This window comes from Gemmobacter aquarius, assembly GCF_003060865.1.
GTDB classification, from domain to species: Bacteria; Pseudomonadota; Alphaproteobacteria; order Rhodobacterales; family Rhodobacteraceae; genus Paragemmobacter; species Paragemmobacter aquarius.
Window position 1 is genome coordinate 2,588,084 of record NZ_CP028918.1, and the last position, 18,613, is coordinate 2,606,696.

The 18,613-nt window shown below is 65.0% G+C and carries 16 protein-coding genes; 5 read left to right on the forward strand and 11 right to left on the reverse strand.

What is annotated here, in order from left to right:
• The first annotated feature begins 45 nt into the window (after positions 1–45).
• Both HYN69_RS12480 and HYN69_RS12485 read left to right on the forward strand, forming a co-directional pair.
• Positions 46–333, forward strand: a complete 288-nt coding sequence (locus HYN69_RS12480; RefSeq protein ID WP_108436027.1) for an SCP2 sterol-binding domain-containing protein — start codon at positions 46–48, stop codon at positions 331–333.
• Positions 330–1,292, forward strand: coding sequence for an alpha/beta fold hydrolase (locus HYN69_RS12485; RefSeq protein ID WP_108436028.1), 963 nt, complete (start codon positions 330–332; stop codon positions 1,290–1,292). Before HYN69_RS12480 ends, HYN69_RS12485 begins: the two co-directional genes overlap by 4 nt.
• A gap of 279 nt (positions 1,293–1,571) precedes the next feature.
• On the opposite strand, the gene HYN69_RS12490 is transcribed toward HYN69_RS12485, so the two are convergent.
• Genes HYN69_RS12490 through HYN69_RS12505 form a run of 5 tightly spaced genes read right to left on the reverse strand, consistent with a single transcriptional unit; the run spans position 1,572 to position 5,879 of the window.
• On the reverse strand, positions 1,572–2,297 hold the full coding sequence (locus HYN69_RS12490) for a proteasome-type protease (protein WP_108436029.1): 726 nt from the start codon (positions 2,295–2,297) through the stop codon (positions 1,572–1,574).
• 31 nt (positions 2,298–2,328) lie between these two features.
• On the reverse strand, positions 2,329–3,135 hold the full coding sequence (locus HYN69_RS12495; protein WP_108436030.1) for a transglutaminase family protein: 807 nt from the start codon (positions 3,133–3,135) through the stop codon (positions 2,329–2,331).
• Positions 3,135–4,085, reverse strand: coding sequence for an alpha-E domain-containing protein (locus tag HYN69_RS12500; RefSeq protein ID WP_108436031.1), 951 nt, complete (start codon positions 4,083–4,085; stop codon positions 3,135–3,137). Before HYN69_RS12500 ends, HYN69_RS12495 begins: the two co-directional genes overlap by 1 nt.
• A gap of 3 nt (positions 4,086–4,088) precedes the next feature.
• Entirely contained in the window at positions 4,089–4,481 is a 393-nt protein-coding gene (locus HYN69_RS20615) for a hypothetical protein (protein WP_159082458.1), read from the reverse strand.
• A 6-nt stretch (positions 4,482–4,487) separates the two neighbouring features.
• On the reverse strand, positions 4,488–5,879 hold the full coding sequence (locus HYN69_RS12505; RefSeq protein ID WP_174213659.1) for a circularly permuted type 2 ATP-grasp protein: 1,392 nt from the start codon (positions 5,877–5,879) through the stop codon (positions 4,488–4,490).
• Between the two features lie 409 nt (positions 5,880–6,288).
• Between HYN69_RS12505 and HYN69_RS12510 the strand changes: the two genes are divergently transcribed.
• The 3 genes from HYN69_RS12510 to HYN69_RS12520 all read left to right on the forward strand — a co-directional run bounded on the left by HYN69_RS12510 (position 6,289) and on the right by HYN69_RS12520 (position 11,130).
• Positions 6,289–7,359, forward strand: a complete 1,071-nt coding sequence (locus HYN69_RS12510; protein ID WP_108436033.1) for a ligase-associated DNA damage response exonuclease — start codon at positions 6,289–6,291, stop codon at positions 7,357–7,359.
• 202 nt (positions 7,360–7,561) lie between these two features.
• Positions 7,562–9,157 carry an ATP-dependent DNA ligase gene (locus HYN69_RS12515; protein ID WP_108436034.1) on the forward strand — a complete coding sequence of 532 codons (1,596 nt, stop codon included), beginning with the start codon at positions 7,562–7,564 and terminating at the stop codon, positions 9,155–9,157.
• A gap of 143 nt (positions 9,158–9,300) precedes the next feature.
• Entirely contained in the window at positions 9,301–11,130 is a 1,830-nt protein-coding gene (locus tag HYN69_RS12520; protein ID WP_108436035.1) for a M3 family oligoendopeptidase, read from the forward strand.
• A gap of 110 nt (positions 11,131–11,240) precedes the next feature.
• Here the strand turns inward: HYN69_RS12520 and HYN69_RS12525 are convergent, their stop codons facing one another.
• From HYN69_RS12525 to HYN69_RS12550, 6 genes are all read right to left on the reverse strand, one after another.
• On the reverse strand, positions 11,241–12,224 hold the full coding sequence (locus HYN69_RS12525; RefSeq protein ID WP_108436036.1) for a Gfo/Idh/MocA family protein: 984 nt from the start codon (positions 12,222–12,224) through the stop codon (positions 11,241–11,243).
• A gap of 188 nt (positions 12,225–12,412) precedes the next feature.
• A complete protein-coding gene (locus HYN69_RS12530; protein ID WP_108436037.1) occupies positions 12,413–13,036 on the reverse strand; it encodes a class I SAM-dependent methyltransferase in 624 nt (207 codons plus the stop codon).
• 1 nt (position 13,037) lies between these two features.
• On the reverse strand, positions 13,038–13,802 hold the full coding sequence (gene pssA, locus HYN69_RS12535; protein ID WP_108436038.1) for a CDP-diacylglycerol--serine O-phosphatidyltransferase: 765 nt from the start codon (positions 13,800–13,802) through the stop codon (positions 13,038–13,040).
• Between the two features lie 5 nt (positions 13,803–13,807).
• Entirely contained in the window at positions 13,808–14,500 is a 693-nt protein-coding gene (locus tag HYN69_RS12540) for a phosphatidylserine decarboxylase (protein ID WP_108436039.1), read from the reverse strand.
• A gap of 221 nt (positions 14,501–14,721) precedes the next feature.
• Positions 14,722–16,605: an acyl-CoA synthetase gene (locus tag HYN69_RS12545; RefSeq protein ID WP_108436040.1), complete on the reverse strand. Its 1,884-nt coding sequence runs from the start codon at positions 16,603–16,605 to the stop codon at positions 14,722–14,724.
• A 163-nt stretch (positions 16,606–16,768) separates the two neighbouring features.
• Positions 16,769–18,547: an ABC transporter transmembrane domain-containing protein gene (locus HYN69_RS12550; protein ID WP_174213622.1), complete on the reverse strand. Its 1,779-nt coding sequence runs from the start codon at positions 18,545–18,547 to the stop codon at positions 16,769–16,771.
• Positions 18,548–18,613: the final 66 nt, after the last annotated feature.

An 18,613-nucleotide genomic window follows, 5' to 3' on the forward strand; every position in this document is an offset into this window, starting at 1 on the left:
CGCCAGACGTTCTCTGGTCACGACACAGCGATAAGGACCACAAACATGAGCCAAGTGATAGATGCCGCCGTCCAAGCCCTCGGCGCGAAACTGACCAGCCCGCTCGACGGCGTGGCCAAATTCGTGATCGAAGGTGAAGGCGCCGTGATGATCGAAGGCGCCACCGTCCGCGCCGGAGACGAACCCGCCGATGTGACCCTGACCGCCAGCACCGAAACCTTCCGCGCCATCCTCGACGGCGACCTGAACCCCACCACCGCCTTCATGACCGGCAAACTGTCGGTCGACGGCAGCATGGGCCTTGCCATGAAGCTCGGCTCGGTTCTGGGATGACCGCCGCCGCGCAAGCCCCCGCAAGCTATCCCGCCGCCCCGTTCCACGCGGATGTGGCGCAGGGTCCGGCGGGTGGCTACGCGCTCTGGCTGACCGCGGCCGACGGTGTGCGACTGCGCCTCGGCATCTGGCCCGAAGGCAGCAAGGGCACCGTCCTCATCCTGCCCGGTCGCACCGAATATATCGAGAAATACGGCCGCGCCGCCGAAGACCTGCGCCGCCGCGGCTATGCCACCGCGGTACTAGACTTCCGCGGCCAGGGCCTTGCCGCACGCCCAAACGCCGACCGGATGCTGGGCCATGTCGACCATTTCGACGAATACCAGCGCGACCTAGCGGCGATGCTTGCCGCCGCCCGCGCGCAGGGCCTGCCCGAACCCTTTTACATGATCGCCCATTCCATGGGCGGCTGCATCGGATTGCGCGCCCTGATGAACCGCTTTCCCGTCAAGGCGGTGGTGCTGTCCGGCCCGATGCTCGGCGTCAACCTTGCCCCGTGGATCAAACCCTTTACCGGGGCCGTGGGCGCGATGCTCGGCCCCTTCCGCCAGACCTACCGCTATGCGCCGGGCACCAGCGCGCAGGCCTACCTGCTGTCCGCACCCGCCCATGGCAACATGCTGACCTCGGACCATGACATGTGGGACTATATGCGCCATCAGGTCGCCACCCACCCCGACCTCGCGCTTGGCGGTCCAAGCCTTGGGTGGGTCCATGCCGCACTTCAGGAATGTGGCGCGCTCTCGAACCTGCCCGCCCCCGACGTGCCTTGCGTCACAGCGCTTGGCACCGCCGAAAGGGTCGTGGCAACCCTGCCCGTGCACCTCCGCATGGCAGGCTGGAAAAATGGCCGCCTGGACCTCTACGCAGGTGCCGAACACGAGGTGATGATGGAAACCCCAAGCCACCGCGCCCGCTTCTTCGACAGCGCAGCCGCGCTTTTCGCCGCCCACCCCTGACCCGTTTTCTGACGCAGAAAACGGAACGGAATTTCACGAAAATTCCGCGACCCCACCGCTGCGCCCCGAAATCTGCGTCAGATTTCGCCTCTCCCGCCGTCAGACAACGCCTTGGACCACGTTTCCGACATTGCGCCGAACTGCCCCCCACCGACAGGTTTGACCGCAGGTTCGCATCCATCGACCGATTCCGGCAGCGCGCGCCCCGGCAGCGCGCGCCCCGGAATTTGCGTCAAATTCCGCCGCGAAATCTGCGTCAGATTTCGCTTCCCCCCGCCGTCAGATGTTGATCTGGACGAACCCGTCGCGCAGCGCCTTGGACCAGGCCTCCGACATCGCGCGGAACTGCTCGTCCCCCGCCTCGATCCGCCGCTTCTGCGTCACCCGCAGCGCGTCCTTCTCGATCACCGCCAGATCGAGCGGCATCCCCACCGAAAGGTTCGACCGCAGCGTCGAATCCATCGACAACAGCACCGCCTTCTGCGCGTCTGCCAGACTGGTCGAGGGCTTCACCACACGGTCCAGAATAGGCTTGCCGTATTTGTGCTCGCCGATCTGCAAGAACGGCGTGTCCTCGGTCGCCTCGATGAAATTCCCCTCGGGATAGATCAGGAAAAGCCGCATCGCGCCGCCCCGCCGTTGCCCCGCCACGATCATCGACGCCGAGGCCCCCTGCTCCATCACCGCCAATTTCTCGTCGATCTCGCCGCGCACGCGGGCCAGCATATTGCCCACCATATCGGCCACCTTCAGCAGCGTCGGCGCCTTCAGGATCGACGTCTCCTCGGTGCTCTCGGGGTCTTCCACCGCCTCGCGCAGCCGTGCGATGGTGGTTTGCGTCACCGACAGGCTGCCCGCCGTCATGATCGCGATCACCCGCTCGCCGGGGTCTTCGAAGGTGAACATCTTGCGATAGGTCGAAATATTGTCGAGCCCCGCATTGGTGCGGGTATCCGACAACAAAACCATGCCATCGTTCAGTAGCAGCCCCACGCAATAGGTCATTCCGGCCTCGTTCTAAACTTCCGTAAAGACCCTATTGCTGCACCTGACGGACCGCAACCTCCACATCCAGGATTTCCTGCCCGTTGCCCCGCGCAATCCCGCGGATCGGGGCGGCATCCACCGCATCGAACCCCGACCCGAGCCTGATATACTTGTCGTCCGGACAGCAACGGTTCGCCGCATCGAACCCGACCCAGCCAAGCCCCGCCACGAACAATTCCGCCCAGGCATGCGCCGCCTCGGGGGCATCGCCGTCGCTGGCGAACAGATAGCCCGACACATAGCGCGCAGGCGTTCCCACATGCCGCGCACAGGCGATCAACGCCTGCGCCTGATCCTGACACACGCCCTGCCCCTGCGCCAAAGCCTCGGCGGCGGTGGTCTTGGCCGTGGTGGTACCGGGCACATAGGCAATCGCATCCGAGACCAGCGCCGAAAGCCGGTGCGCCATCGCCAAAGGCCCGTCCTCGCCCAGCGCCCGCGCCGCCAACGCCGCCAGCGCCGCATCAGCCTGCGTGGCCAGCGTGTCACACAGATACACTTCCGCCGGCACCAGCTCGCGGTGCCCGCGCAACACCCCCGCCAGATCGACCGTCTCGACCGTGCCGGTCACGCGCACCTCGATCTCGCTCACCGGTCCGGGCACGGTCCAAGCCTGCACGCGGTCACCCGCCCCGTCGCGGAACGCCCCCCCCGCCAGTCCGTCCGTCACCGTAACTCCCCAGTCGCGCACCCTTTGCCCGTCAAAGGTCGAAGGCACCAGCCGGTGGCTTTGCACCACCCCCCGCACGGGCCGGTCATAGCGGTAGCGGGTGACATGGTCGACCGACAGCAGCATCAGCGCATATCCCCGCTCAGATAGGTGTCATGCACGACCGCGCCCAGCGCCGCCGTCTCGCGGATGAAGCGCGACAGGAAATCGTGCAACCCCTCGTCGAAGATATCCTCGACCTTGGTTTCGGCCAAGCCGTCGCGCATCGCCCGCGCCTGCGCCTGCGCGTCGGTCGTCGCGCCATAGTGCTTTGCCAACCGGTCCAGATGCCCCGCCAACCCGTCGACGCAGGTGACCAGCGACCGCGGGCATTGCGGGTTCAGAATCAGGAAATGCGCTATCTTCGCCGCCGTCACCTCTCCCCCGTAAGCCCAGTGAAACGCCCGATGCGCCGACATGGCGCGCAACAGCGTGGTCCACTGATAGTTGTCCAGCCCCGTGCCCACGAAATCGACCCGCGGCAACAGCACGTAATATTTCACATCCATCAAACGCGCGGTGTTGTCCGCCCGTTCCAGATGATAGCCAAGGTTCAGGAAATCCCACCCGTCATTGCGCAGCAGCGTGGCATCGATCGCCCCGCGCACCATGGCGGAATGGCGCATCGTCCATTCGGTCAAGCGGCTCAGCTCCAGCCCGCTGCGCGGCTGCCGCTCCAGCTGCCGTAACTCCTGATAGGCCGAATTCAGCGCGTCCCACACCTGCGAGGTCAGCGCGGTCCGCACGATCCGCCCGTTCTCGCGCGCCTGCGTGACGCATGAGGCGACCGACGAAGGGTTGTCGCGGTCAAAGAACAGGAAACTCTCGATGTTGCGCTGCACCGGATCGCCATATTTCCGGGCAAAGGCATCGTAGTTGCCGCTCGCCTGCAACAGACTGTCCCATTCGTTGCGATACCCCGCCGCACTCGGCAACAGCGCGATCCGCGCCCCCACCTCCAGCAGCCGCGCGGCAGTCTCGGCCCGCTCCATCGAACGGGCAATCCAGTAAAGGTTGTCTGCGGTCCGGCTAAGCATCGGCTAGTTACCCCAAACTATAAAATACAGCGTAACTAATTGCATACAGACACAAAGCCAAACCAAGTTTCTAAGGCTTGAAATCGACCCTTTTAGCTTTTCTTGAAATGTCATGATTTGGGTTGCAAGCCCGTATGTGCTCGCTACGTCTTGCCTCGTATGGGCGATCAACCTGTCCTTGGTATCACCATCTAACCTGTAAGGCTCAACGCGCTTAAGTGGATCTGAAAAAGCGCCAAGATCCTCATGAAGGATGTTTTGGCCTAAAGCATCTGACAACTTCTTGGCATAATCCACATCGTCTTTATGAATTTCACGAAGCAGTTTGGTCGCTCTCGTATAGGCTTCTTCGGCGAGTTCGCTCTCGCTTTTTGAACTTGATTCTTGAGCAATCATCTCACATCACTCCGCCAGCACCCAGGTATCCTTGACGCCCCCGCCTTGGGACGAGTTCACCACCAAGGACCCCTCCTTCAACGCCACCCTTGTGAGGCCCCCGGGCACCAGCTCGATCCGCTCGCCCACCAGACAATAGGGCCGCAAATCCACATGGCGCGGCGCCACCCCCTCGGCCACGAAGGTGGGCGTGGTCGAAAGCGCCAGCGTCGGCTGGGCGATGTAATTGCCGGGGTCTGCCATGATCCGGTGCCGGAAATTCTCGACCTGCTCCTTGGTCGATTTCGGCCCCACCAGCATCCCGTAGCCCCCCGACCCGTGCACCTCCTTGACCACCAATTCGCCAAGGTTCGACAGCACGTATTTCAGATCGTCCTCCTTGCCGCATTGCCATGTCGGCACATTGTTGAGCAAAGGCTCCTCACCCAGATAGAACCGGATCATCTCGGGCACAAAGGTGTAAACCGCCTTGTCATCTGCCACCCCCGCCCCCGGCGCGGAACAGATCGCCACCCCCCCCGAGCGGTAGACATCCATCAGCCCCGGAACGCCCAGCATGCTGTCGGGCCTGAAACACAACGGGTCGATGAAGGCATCGTCGATCCGCCGGTAAACCACATCCACGCGGCGCGGCCCCTCGGTGGTCCGCATGTATAGAAACTCGCCCTGCACGAACAGATCCTGCCCCTCGACCAGCTCGATCCCCATCAGATCGGCAAGGAACGAATGTTCGTAATAGGCAGAATTGAAATGCCCCGGCGTCAGCAGGACCACCACAGGTTCGCCCGTGCATTTCTCGGGCGCGACACTCGCCAAGGTGCGGCGCAGCAATTCGGGGTAACGGTCCACCGGCTCGATCCGGTTCTCGCGGAACAGGTCGGGAAACATCCGCATCATGATCTCGCGGTTTTCCAGCATATAGGAAACCCCGCTCGGCGTGCGGCAATTGTCTTCCAGCACGAAGAACTCGTCAGGCCCCGTCCGCACCAGATCGACGCCCACGATATGGCTGTAAACCCCCTTCGGCGGCTTGATCCCCGCCACGGCCTTTTCATAGGCCTCGTTCTGGTAGACCAGCTTCGACGGCATCCTTCCTGCCCGCACGATCTCGCCCCGCCCGTAAATATCGACCAAAAAGGCGTTCAACGCCCGCGCCCGCTGCTTGATCCCCTTTTCCAGCTTGCCCCATTCGGCAGCGGTAAAGACCCGCGGAAACATGTCGAACGGAATCAGCCGGTCCGGATCGCCGCCCTCGCCGTAGACGGCAAAAGTGATCCCGATCCGGCGAAACAACTGCTCGGCCTCGGCCTGCTTGAGGCTCCGCAACTCGGCAGGCATCGCCTGCATCCAGTCTTCCAGCCGCGCATAGGGCACGCGCACGCCGCCGCCCTGATACATCTCGTTGAAATAGTCCGTCACCCGTCTCGCCCCCGCACCGTCCCGCCCGTAGCGTTCCGCACGCCCCGTTGTGCCGATCTAATCAGCCCCCTCCCGCAGGGGGAAGGCCTAGCCAAGCGAAGCCTAGGTGCAAGCAAGGCAAACGCCTATTTTTTAATCAAAATCGCGTAAGTCCCCCGCCACCCCTGCTCTGTCCCCTGTCGCCCCGCCACCCGGTCGCCCCGTTGCCCCCCTAATACCCCCCAACACCCCCAACACCCCCCCGGCCCCCCAATTCCACACGCGCCCCAATATCCCCGGTGGGAAGGCCGCAAAGCCGCGGGGGGCAAACAGCCCCCCGCCACCCCCCTGCCGCAAAATCCGCCCGCTCCGTTTGGCCCCCGCCGCGACACGCGCTATATATCTGCCCATGGCCCGCCAACCCGTTCTCACCTTCACCGACCGCGGCATCTACTGTCCGCCAGGCGATTTCCATATCGACCCCTGGCGCCCCGTCCCCCGCGCCCTCATCACCCACGGCCATTCCGACCACGCGCGCCGGGGCCACGGCCACTACCTGTGCACCCACCAAGCCCTCCCCGTCATCCGCCACCGCCTGGGCGACATCAGCGCCAGCAGCATCGCCTACGGCGAGGCCCTGCGCATCGGCGCAGTCACCGTCTCTTTCCACCCCGCAGGCCATGTCCCCGGTTCCGCCCAGATCCGCGTCGAACAGGGGGGCGAGGTCTGGGTCGTCTCGGGCGATTACAAGACCGAACCCGATGGCTTGGCCGAAGCCTTCGAACCCGTCCCCTGCCACGCATTCATCTCCGAATGCACCTTCGGCCTGCCCGTCTTCCGCTGGCGACCACAGACCGAAACCATGGCCGAAATCTCGGCATGGTGGGCACAAAACGCCGCCATCGGCCGCCCATCGATCATCGGCGCCTACAGCTTCGGCAAGGCCCAGCGCCTGATGGCGGGCATCGCGCCTTCCGGCCCCATCCTCACCCATGGCGCGGTCGAAGAAATCACCCGCATCCTGCGCGCCCAGGGCTACCCCCTGCCCGAAACCACCCGCGTCACACCCGACATCTCTGCCAGATCCCACCCCACCGCGCTTGTGATAGCCCCACCCTCCGCGCTCGGCTCCACATGGGCCCGCCGCTTCGCGCAGGCCGAGGAAGCCTTCGCCTCGGGCTGGATGGCCGTGCGCGGCATCCGCCGCCGCCGCGCCCTCGGCACCGGCTTCACCGTCTCCGACCACGCCGACTGGGACGGGCTGAACGCCGCCATCCGCGCCACGGGCTGCGAACGGGTCTTTGTCACCCACGGCTACACAACCCCTTTCCGCCGCTGGCTCGAAACCCAAGGCTATGACGCTGGCATCGTCGAAACCGCCTATGGCGGCGACAGCGAAGAGGAGGAGGAGGAGGCGACCGCCGAAGTCATAACCGAAAGCGGAACCGAATCCGAAACCGGAACCGGGGCCACCGCATGACCCGCCCCGCATCAACGCTGGCTAGGCCCTCCCCGGATGCCGCCCCGAAAGGGCAGAAAGCCCGCCCCACCCCCACACCCCGCCCCGCAAAACGCCCCTCCCCGCGCACACCCGCCCCTCGCATTTTCTGCCCCGAAATATCCTCGGGAGGGGTCCGGGGAGGGCAGACAGCCCTCTCCGGCGCTGGCAAAAGGCACCACCCATGAAAGCCTTCGCCGCCCTCTTCGCCGACCTCGACGGCACCACCAAGACGACGGCGAAACTCGCCGCCCTGACCCGTTACTTCCAGACCGCACCCGAACCCGACCGGCTCTGGACCATCGCGCTCCTGTCAGGCCGCCGCCCCAAGCGCAGCGTCAACGCGACCGAACTTCGCACATGGGCCTCCGAAGCCGCAAACCTGCCGCTCTGGCTGTTCGAGGACAGCTACGCCATGGTCGGCGACCTCGCCGAAACCATCGCCCTCATCCTGCCGCCCCCCGCCACGACCTCGGCCCACAGCCTGACCGACACCATCGGAACACTGATGTCCCTGAACGGTCGCGCCCCGGAAATCAGAAAGGCGGCGATCCTCGCCTACTGGTCCGAACTCGACACCGACGAACGCTTCCTTTTCAACAAACTCATCACCGGCGGCTTCCGCATGGGCGTCAGCCAGGGCCTTATGACCCGCGCGCTGGCCACCGCCACGGGGCAGGACGACTCCACCCTCGCCCACCGCCTGATGGGCGACTGGTCGCCCCTGACCACCAGCTACGCGGCCCTGACCGGCGGCGCAGACGAAACCGGCCCGAACTCGCGCCCCTACCCCTTCGCCCTTGCCGCCCAACTCGAAGGCCTCCCCGAAACCCTCGGCGACTCGACCGACTGGCGCGCCGAATGGAAATGGGACGGAATCCGCGGCCAGCTCATACACCGCTCCGGCGTCTTCGCCCTCTGGTCGCGGGGCGAAGAATTGGTGACCGACCGCTTCCCCGAATTCGCCCCCTTGGCAGACTTCCTGCCCCAAGGCACGGTGATCGACGGCGAAATCCTCGCATGGGGACAAAACCGCCCCCTGCCGTTCGCGCAACTGCAACCCCGCATCAACCGCAAGACGGTCCCGAAGAAACTGCTGGCCGAGGCCCCCGCCCGCCTCCTCGCCTATGACCTTCTCGAAGAAAACGGCCAAGACCTGCGCGCCCTGCCCTACGACACCCGCCGCGCCCGCCTGTCGGCCCTGCTCGGCACCCTGCCCACCACCCTGCCCATCGCCCTCTCCCCCACCCTCCCCTTCGCCACATGGGACGGGATCACCGCCACCCGCACCACATCGCGCGCCGAAATGGCCGAGGGGCTGATGCTCAAACGCGGCACCTCGCCCTATCACACGGGCCGCAAACGCGGCGAATGGTGGAAATGGAAGCTCGACCCGTGGTCGATCGACGCGGTGATGATCTATGCCCAATCCGGCCACGGCCGCCGCGCCAACCTGTTCACCGATTTCACCTTCGCGGTCAGGGATGGCAACGACCTCGTCCCCTTCACCAAGGCCTATTCCGGCCTGACCGACGCCGAATTTGCCGAAATCACCCGCTGGGTCGGCAAACACACCCTCGAACGCTTCGGCCCCGTCCGCCGCGTCACCCCCGAACTGGTGTTCGAAATTGCCTTCGAGGGGATACAGGCCAGCCCCCGCCACAAATCCGGCATCGCGCTGCGCTTCCCCCGCATGGCCCGCTGGCGCCGCGACAAGGGCGTGGACGAGATCGACACCATCGAAACCCTGCGCGCCCTTTTGAAGGCCGCCTCCGGCTGACCCGTCGCAAGCGGGGGTTTCACACCCCCGCACCCCCGTGGGATATTTGAGCGAGCATGAAAGCAACAAGCAGGCACCCGCCCTTGCACCCCGCCCCCTGCGCCCCCTAGATGTGACGCAAAGCCATTCCCGAAAGGTCCGCCATGACGCTTCCCCTGCCTCGCCCCGTCTTCGACGCCAACGCTGCCTCGGGTGGCGCCTTCGGCAAACTGCCCGACTGGGACCTGACCGATCTTTACCCCGCGACCGACAGCCCCGAATTGAAGCGCGATATGGAGTGGCTGGAAAAGGCCTGCGCCAGTTTCGCCGCCACCTATGAGGGTAAGCTGGCCATCCTCGACGCCGCAGCCCTTCTCGCCTGTGTGCGCGAATACGAACAGATCGACGTGATCGCCGGTCGCATCATGTCCTTTGCAGGCCTGCGCTACTACCAGAACACAATGGACAGCGACCGCGCCAAGTTCATGGCCGACGCGCAGGAATCCATCACCGATTTCACCACGCCGTTGGTCTTCTTCACTCTCGAATTTAACCGCCTGGACGAAGCCCACCTCTCCGGCCTGATCGCCCAAAACGCCGACCTCGCCCGCTACAAACCCGTCTTCGACCGCATGCGCGCCATGCGCCCCTACCAACTGTCCGACGAGCTGGAAAAATTCCTGCACGACCAGTCCTCGGTCGGCTCTGCCGCATGGAACCGCCTGTTCGACGAAACCATGGCCGGCCTGATGTTCAAAGTCGCGGGGATCGACGAGGAATTGAACCTCGAAGCGACCCTTAACCTGCTGACCGACACCGACCGCAGCAAGCGCGAGGCCGCCGCCCGCGCCCTTGCCGCCGTCTTCGACAAACACATCAAGCTCTTCGCCCGCGTCCACAACACGCTGGCCAAGGAAAAGGAAATCGAGGACCGCTGGCGCAAGATGCCCACCCCGCAGACAGGGCGGCACCTGTCCAACCACGTCGAACCCGAAGTGGTCGAGGCGCTGCGCAATGCCGTCGTCGCCGCCTACCCCAAACTCTCGCACCGCTACTACCGGCTGAAAGCCAAATGGATGGGGCTGGAAAAACTGCAAATCTGGGACCGCAACGCCCCCCTTCCCATCGAAACCCCGAAAACCATCGACTGGGACACGGCGCGGGGCATGGTAACCGACGCCTACGCCGCCTTCGCCCCCGAAATGGCCGACCTCGCCAAACCCTTCTTCGAACGCGGCTGGATCGACGCAGGCGTGAAACCCGGCAAGGCGCCGGGCGCCTTTGCCCATCCCACCGTCACCACCGTGCACCCCTACGTCATGCTCAACTACCTGGGCAAACCGAACGACGTCATGACGCTGGCCCATGAACTCGGGCACGGCGTCCATCAGGTGCTGGCCGCAGGCCAGGGCGAACTCCTGTCCTCCACCCCCCTCACGCTGGCCGAAACCGCCTCGGTCTTCGGCGAGATGCTGACCTTCCGCAAACTGCTCGACGGCGCCCAGACCAAGGCCGAACGCAAGACCCTGCTCGCCGGCAAGGTCGAAAGCATGATCAACACGGTCGTCCGCCAGATCGCCTTCTACGACTTCGAATGCAAACTCCACGCTGCGCGGGCTGGCGGCGAACTCACCCCCGACGACATCAACGCTCTCTGGATGTCCGTTCAGGCCCAATCCTTGGGCGATGCCTTCGACTTCATGGACGGCTACGAAACCTTTTGGGCCTATATCCCCCACTTCGTCCACTCGCCCTTCTACGTCTACGCCTATGCCTTTGGCGACGGCCTCGTGAACGCACTCTACGCCGCCTATGCAGATGGCCTGCCCGACTTCCAGACCAAATATTTCGACATGCTGAAAGCGGGCGGATCAAAACACCACAAGGAACTCCTCGCCCCCTTCGGCCTCGATGCCTCCGATCCGAAATTCTGGGACAAGGGCCTGTCGATGATCGCAGGCTTCATCGACGAACTCGAAGCCATGGAAGACTGAAACGGCAAAGGGCGCAGGGGTTTCCCCCCGCGCCCCTTCCCATTCACGCTGGCCCAAATATCCCGGGGGAGTCGGGCCTTGGCCCGACGGGGGCTGGCCCCCTCTTTGCCTTAAAGCGAAATCTCGCGCGCCACAGCAAAGGCCGCGTCGATCATCTTCTGCGTGCCCACCGTGAACTCGAGCGGGCAAGGATAGGCTGCCCCCGTCCGCACGGTCCGACCGAAATTCTCGACCTGCAGTTTGTAATGGTTCGCGCTCGGCCAACGCTCGGAAGTCACCGTCTGCCCGTTGTGCAGCTCGATCCGCGCTTCCGCGAACAGGTTGGCGTTGAACGGCCCGTTCGCCACCTTGAGCAAACCCTTGTCGCCGTGGAACGTCACCTCCTGCCGGTTCTGCAGCCGCATCGAGGTCATCGCGGTATAGGTCGCCCGCCCCAGCGGACCCTCAAGGATCGCATCCACCTCGGCCCAGACATCGACGCCGTTCTCGCGGATCATCCGGCACGACAGGTCCGTAGCCTCGGCCCCTGTCACGAACCGCGCCGAACCATATGTGTAAACCCCGATGTCGCGGATACCGCCGCCGCCGGTTTCCGGGCGGTTGCGGATGTTCCCCGGCTCGTCCTCGTTGTTGTAACTGAAGAACGCATCCACGTGTTTCAGCTTGCCGATGGCCCCGCCCTGCACCAGTTCGCGCGCCCTGATCCACTGCGGATGGTGCACGATCATATAGGCCTCGGCCACCAACAGCCCCGACGCATCGCGCGCCGCTATCAACTGGTCGATCTCGGGCGCCGTCATCGAGATCGGCTTCTCGGTCAACACATGCTTTCCGGCGGCCACCGCCTTCAGCGTCCATTCCACATGCAGATGGTTCGGCAGCGGAATGTAAACGGCGTCGATCGTCGGATCGGCCAAGAGGTCGGCGTAGCTCACCTGCTGCAACGAAGGGCAAAAGTCCCACCCCGCAACCGATCCGGGTTTCGACGTGCCCAGCGCCACCAACTCGGCGTTCTCGGCCATGTGGATCGCAGGCGCCATATGGTCGCGGGCAAATTTGGCATTGCCAAGAACGCCCCAGCGGACGGTTTTCATCGCGGTTTCCTCCCTGAATTCAATGCGCGGAAGCTACGGGCTGAAGGCCGAACCTGCAAGCGCGCAAGAAGCGAACTCTGACACAGAGTTCGCGCCGGAGTTTGACGCAAACTCCGCTGCCCCACCCGCAGCGCCCGATTTCTGCGTCAGAAATCGCCGCGGAATTTGCGTCAAATTCCGTCCCCGCCTCAGTCTTTCCGCAACCGCAGCAAGGTCATCATGCCAAAGGGCGGCAAATGCGCCTCTTCGACAAGCGTCAGCCCGTGCGTGCCCAGCACGACCGACCGCTCGAAATCCGAATGCCAGCCGATCAGGTCTGCCAAAGGGGCCGCCACCTGTTCAAGCCATGCAAGCGCCCCTCGTTCCGCCGGATCGCGCGCGAAGTGGTTCACCACCAGCAGCGTGCCCCCCGGTCGCAACACCCGCACCATCTCGGCCATCACCCGCTCGGGCTCGGGCACCACGGACATGATATGCATCGCCGCCACAGCGTCGAACGACCCGTCCGCGAACTCCATCTTCCGCGCATCCATCTCGCGCAGGTCGCGCACATGGGCCAGCCCCTGCTCGGCCACCTTCGCACGCGCCTTCTCCAGCATCTCGGCCGAGGCATCGATCCCCGTCACCTCGACGCCCGCCCCGTATTGCGGCAGGGAAAGCCCCGTGCCCACGCCGACCTCCAGCACGCGGCCCCCCAGCCCGTTCAGCACCGAAACCGCACGACTGCGCCCCGCTCCGGTGATCCGGCCAAAGGTCAGGTCATAGACCGGTGCCCACAGGGCATAGGATTTGCGAACCGCTTGGATATCCATCTCAGCCAGCCTTCCGTTGCGCCCTCTCGCGCTGCCACAGGAACCCGATCGCGACCAGATAGGCCACCGCCAGCCCCAGCAGGGTCACCCATGGATAGGTCAGCAACGCCGCCACGACCGCAGCCCCGCCGACCAGAATATACTTCGCATATTCCGCATAGACCGTCACACGTTTGAGCGACGGCGTCCGGATGCGGCTGATCATCAACGCCCCCATCGCCACCATCCAGATCGCGATTGCCACGCCCGGAATGTGCAGCCCGCCGTAAAAGGTGAACGAAAGATACATCGGCGCCAACACCAGCATCGCCCCCGCAGGGCTTGGAACACCGATGAACGTGGTGCGTTCCGCAGCCTCCTGGCCCTGAACCGCCGCCTTGTTGCCGACATTGAACCGCGCCAGCCGCAACATGCAGCACACGGCATAGATCAAGGCCGCGATCCAGCCGAGCGAGGCTTCCCCGTCCAGCCCCCAGAAGTACAATACAAGCGCAGGCGTGACCCCGAAATTGACGAAATCGCCCAAGCTGTCCAACTCGGCCCCGATGGCGCTTTCCGATTTCAGCATCCGCGCCAGCCGCCCGTCGAGCGCATCGAGCGCCGCCGCCAGACCGATCAGCGCAATCGCCGTGGCGAACCGCCCCTCCACCGCAAAGCGGATCGCGGTCAGTCCCGAACACAGGCCAAGGATCGACACGAGGTTCGGCACAAGCTGCAGGATATGCAGCTTCTTGCGCGGCGCGGGCTGGTTGTGCGGTGCTTCCACCTGGCTTACTCCATCCGCGCCATGCGCTGGGGTGCCGCCTGCCCCAGAACGGCAATCACCGTCTCGCCCGCCACGCAATTCTGGCCCAGCGCCACCTGCGGCTCCACGCCGTCCGGCAGATAGATGTCCAGCCGCGACCCGAAACGGATCAGCCCGAACCGCTCGCCGGTCCGCAGGTCCTGCCCCTTGGCCGCGAAACACACGATCCGCCGCGCCACCAGCCCCGCGATCTGCACCACGGCGATAGACCGCCCGTCCGCCATGTCGATCCGCAGCGAATTGCGTTCGTTGTCGATAGACGCCTTGTCCATCGCCGCATTGAAGAACTTGCCCGGACGATAGGCGATTTCCGCCACCTTTCCGGCAATCGGCGCGCGGTTCACATGGCAGTTGAACACCGACATGAACACCGAAACGCGCATCAGCGCCTCAGGCGCCATGCCCAGCTCCGGCGGCGGCACCGCCCGCTCGATCAGGGACACCACACCATCGGCTGGCGACACCATCAGCCCCGCATTCAGCGGCACCGCGCGCTTGGGATCGCGGAAGAAATAATAGCACCAGACCGTCAGCCCCACCCCGACCCAGCCAAGCGGCTCCCAGAGCCACATCAGCAACAGCGCCACCACCGCGAAAGCCGCGACAAAGGGATACCCCTCGCGGTGCATGGGTTTGATAAAAGTCTCGAGCATCGTCATCAGGCATCACCTCGGTTCAGGGCGTCGTAGCCGCAGGCACCCGTTCGGACAACCGCAAACGACGCTTCATCACAAGAAAGCGTCACCGCCGGAACCCGTTCCGCCCGCCACGCCCGTCACCGCCCCAGATAGACCAAACTACCCCGCCCGACCACCCTATCCGACCGCCCCGCCCGTCCACCTAAACCGCAAGACCAAGCCCCGCCTGCGGTTTGGTCGCGCTAGACCCGCTCCCAGCCTCCGGCGAACTGCCCCAGAACCGCCTGCAAGCGGCCTTCCTCGGGCGGCGGGCACGACACCTGCGCCACCAGACCACGCTTCTTGTCCTCGACCACCGCCGCCACGCGGGCCGTCAGACCCGCCTCGGCCAAAGCCTCGTCATAGACGCGGGTGATGGCACGGCGGCGCAAGTCGGGCTTGAACACCTTGCCCACCGCAGTCTTGGGCAATTCGGCCAGCACCTCGACATGTTTCGGCACGGCGGCGCGTTCGGTGATGTGACCTTGGGCAAAGGCCAGCAATTCTGCCGCGGGCACATCGCGCCCCGCCACCAGTTCGACATAGGCGCAAGGCAGCTCTCCGGCATGGGCGTCGGGCTGGCCGATCGCGCCGACCATCGCCACCGCCTCGTGCTTCAAAAGCGCCTCCTCGATCGTGGCGGGGTCGATGTTATGACCGCCGCGAATGATCAGGTCCTTGGCGCGGCCCGTGATGAACAGATAGCCCTCGGCGTCCAGCCGCCCCAGATCGCCGGTCCGCAAAAAGCGCCCTTCAGCGAACAGATCGCGGTTCTTGTCGACCTCGGTATAGGTCGACCCCTCGAACACCCCGGGCCCCGCGACACAGATCTCGCCGACCTCGTCCACCGCACATTCGCGGAACCCGTCAGCCGCCTTTTGCAAGATGCGTACATGGGTATGGGGAAAGGGCAAGCCGACCGACCCGATCTTCTTGGTCCCGCCCGGCGGGTTCACCGCCACCAGACAGGTGCATTCGGTCAGCCCGTAGCCTTCGACCGTCTCGATCCCCGTGGCCTTGAGAAAGCGCGAATACACCTCGACCGGCATCGCCGCCGATCCGGAAAAGGCGTTCTTCAGCGTCGAGATATCCGCGTTGATCGGGCGCTGCACCAAGGCGGCAAGCGCTGTCGGAACGGTGATCAGATAGGTGCATTTCCACCGCTCGACCAGCTTCCACAGGTTGTCCATCACCCCCGCACCGCGATAGCCCGCAGGCGTCGGAAACACCACATGCGCCCCCGACGCGATCATCGACATCAAAATCGGATAGGCCGCAAAGACGTGAAACAGCGGCAAGGGGCACATCACCACATCCGTCTCGCGGAACAACAGCCGCGCCCCGAGCCAGCCGTTATAGACCATCCCCGAAACCTTGTGCTGCGCCACCTTGGGCATCCCCGTGGTGCCGCCGGTGTGGAAATAGGCGGCAACGCGGTCGGCCTGACCATCGACGAAATCCAGCGCATCCGCCCGCTGCGCCGCCGCCTCGCGGGCAAAATCCTTGATGACGGCCGTGTGGTGTACGGGGTTCTTCGGCCGCACCAGCGGCACGATCCACGCCTTCGGCGGCGCGAGATAGGGCACGAGGTCCACTTCCAGCACGACCGTGACCCCCGGCGCATGGCGCACCGATTCCGCAACCTTCTGCGCGATGTCGGTCTTGGGAAAGGCCTTCAGCGTGACCACGACCTTGGCCTTGGTCTCGCGCAGGATGGCGCTGATCTGTTCGGCCTCCAGAAGCGGGTTGATCGGGTTCACGATCCCCGCCATCGCGCCGCCCAGCAGCACGACAGCCGTCTCGAGGCAATTGGGCAGCACATAGGCGACCACATCCCCTTCGGCCACGCCAAGGCTGCGGAACAGGTTCGCCGCCTGCGTCGACCGGGCAAAAAGCGCGTCCCATGTCAGGGTCATCGCCTTGTCCTTCGGGCCGGACAAAAGCTGGTAACTGATCGCGGGCCGCGCCCCGTGGGCATCGCGCGCGCGGCGCAGAAAGCTGTGCATCGACCGTGGCATGTCGCGGTCTTCCCACGGCATTTCACCCTCGATCGCCTTCAGATCCGCCAGATTGGCGAAAAGTCCCATGGTGTCCCCTCCCATACCGGCCCCGCGTGTTCCCGCAGGTGCCGCTGCGAACATGGGGACAAACAAAGCGCCCTGCAAGACCGCGCCAAAAGCGGGACGCAGCGTCAGCCCGCCCCGCCGTCAGCCCGCCACGCCGTCAGCCCGCCCTTACGCCTGCCCGCCGCTACGCCTGCCCGTCAGTGAACTGCAACCGCGCCAACCGCGCATAAAGCCCGCCCTCGGCCACCAGCGCGTCATGCGTGCCAACCGCCACGATCCGCCCGTGATCGAACACCACGATCCGGTCCGCCCGCTTCACCGTAGCCAGCCTGTGCGCCACGACCAGCGTTGTGCGCCCTTCCGACAGGCTTTCCACCGCCGCCTGCACCGCCCGCTCGCTTTCGGCATCGAGCGCGCTCGTCGCCTCGTCCAGCAGCAGCACCTTGGCATCGCGCAGGATCGCCCGCGCAATCGCCACCCGCTGCTTTTGCCCGCCCGACAGCATCACACCACGCTCGCCCAGCCAGGTGTCATAGCCCTGCGGCAGGGCTGCCAGAAAATCATGCGCCGCCGCCGCCTTTGCCGCCGCTTCCACCTCGGCATCGGTGGCATCGGGCCGCCCGAAGCGGATGTTCTCGCGGGCCGAAGCGGCAAAGATCACCGGATCTTGCGGCACCAGCGCGATGGCACGGCGGAAATCGGCCCGCTCCATGTCGCGCAGGTCGATCCCGTCAAACCGCACCGCCCCCGATTGCGGATCGTAAAACCGCATCAAAAGCTGCAAGATCGTGGTCTTGCCGGCCCCCGAAGGCCCGACCAGCGCCACCGTCTCGCCGGGGCGCACCACCAGCGAAACGCCCATCAACGCCGAAACCTCTGGCCGCGCCGGATACCGGAAGGTCACATCGTCGAACACGATCTCGCCCCGCACGGGCCGCGCAAGCAGCTTCGGCGCCGCCGGATCGTTCACCGTGTCATCGGTCGCCAGCATCTCGACCAACCGCTCGGTCGCCCCCGCGGCCCGCTGCACCTCGCCCCAAATCTCCGACAGCGCCCCCACGGCCCCCGCCACCAGAACGGCATAGATGACGAACTGCACCAATTCGCCCGGCGTCATCTCGCCCGCACGCACATCGCGCGCGCCGATCCACAGCACGCCCACGATCCCGGTAAAGGTCAGGAAGATCACGATCACCGTCATCAGCGACCGCACCTTCACCCGCGTCTGCGCCGACCGGTAGGCCTTCTCCGTCACTTCCGCAAAAGCCGCCCGCGTCTGCCCCTCATGCGTAAAGGCCTGCACCGTCTGCACCGCCGACAGCGCCTCGGATGCAGACCCGCTCGACGCCGCGATCCAATCCTGATTCTCGCGGCTCAGCACCCGCAACCGCCGCCCCAGCACCACGATCGGCACCACGATGGCCGGCACGATCAGCAACACCAGCCCCGTCAACTTGGCCGAGGTCAGCATCAGCAGCACCAGCCCCCCCACCAGCATCAGCACGTTACGCAAGGCGACCGAAACCGAAGACCCGATCAACGACAGGATCAGCGTCGTGTCCGTGGTGATCCGGCTCAACACCTCGCCCGTCAGCAAGCGTTCATAAAACGCCGGAGACATCCCCATCACACGGTCGAACAGCGCCCGACGGATATCGGCCACCACCCGTTCGCCCAGACGGGTGACAAAGTAATACCGCACTCCCGTGCCGATCGCCAAAAGCGCCGCGATCACCAGCGCCGCGCCGAAATACTGGTCGAGCAGCCCGACATCCTGATTGAACCCGTCCACCACCCGACGCACCGCAAGCGGCAAGGTCAGGCTCATCCCCGCCGTTACCACCAGCGCGACCGAGGCAAGCACCGTCATTGCGCGATAAGGCCGCAGGAAAGGCATCAGCCCCCGCAGCGCCCCCACCTTCTTCGAGGCGGGCCTGTCGATGATCGTGTCGTTGCGGGCCATACTTTTTCCTGTCCACTGCGCCCGCAGGGTTTAGCACCGCCACGCGCACGGGCAAGCGCAGGCTTT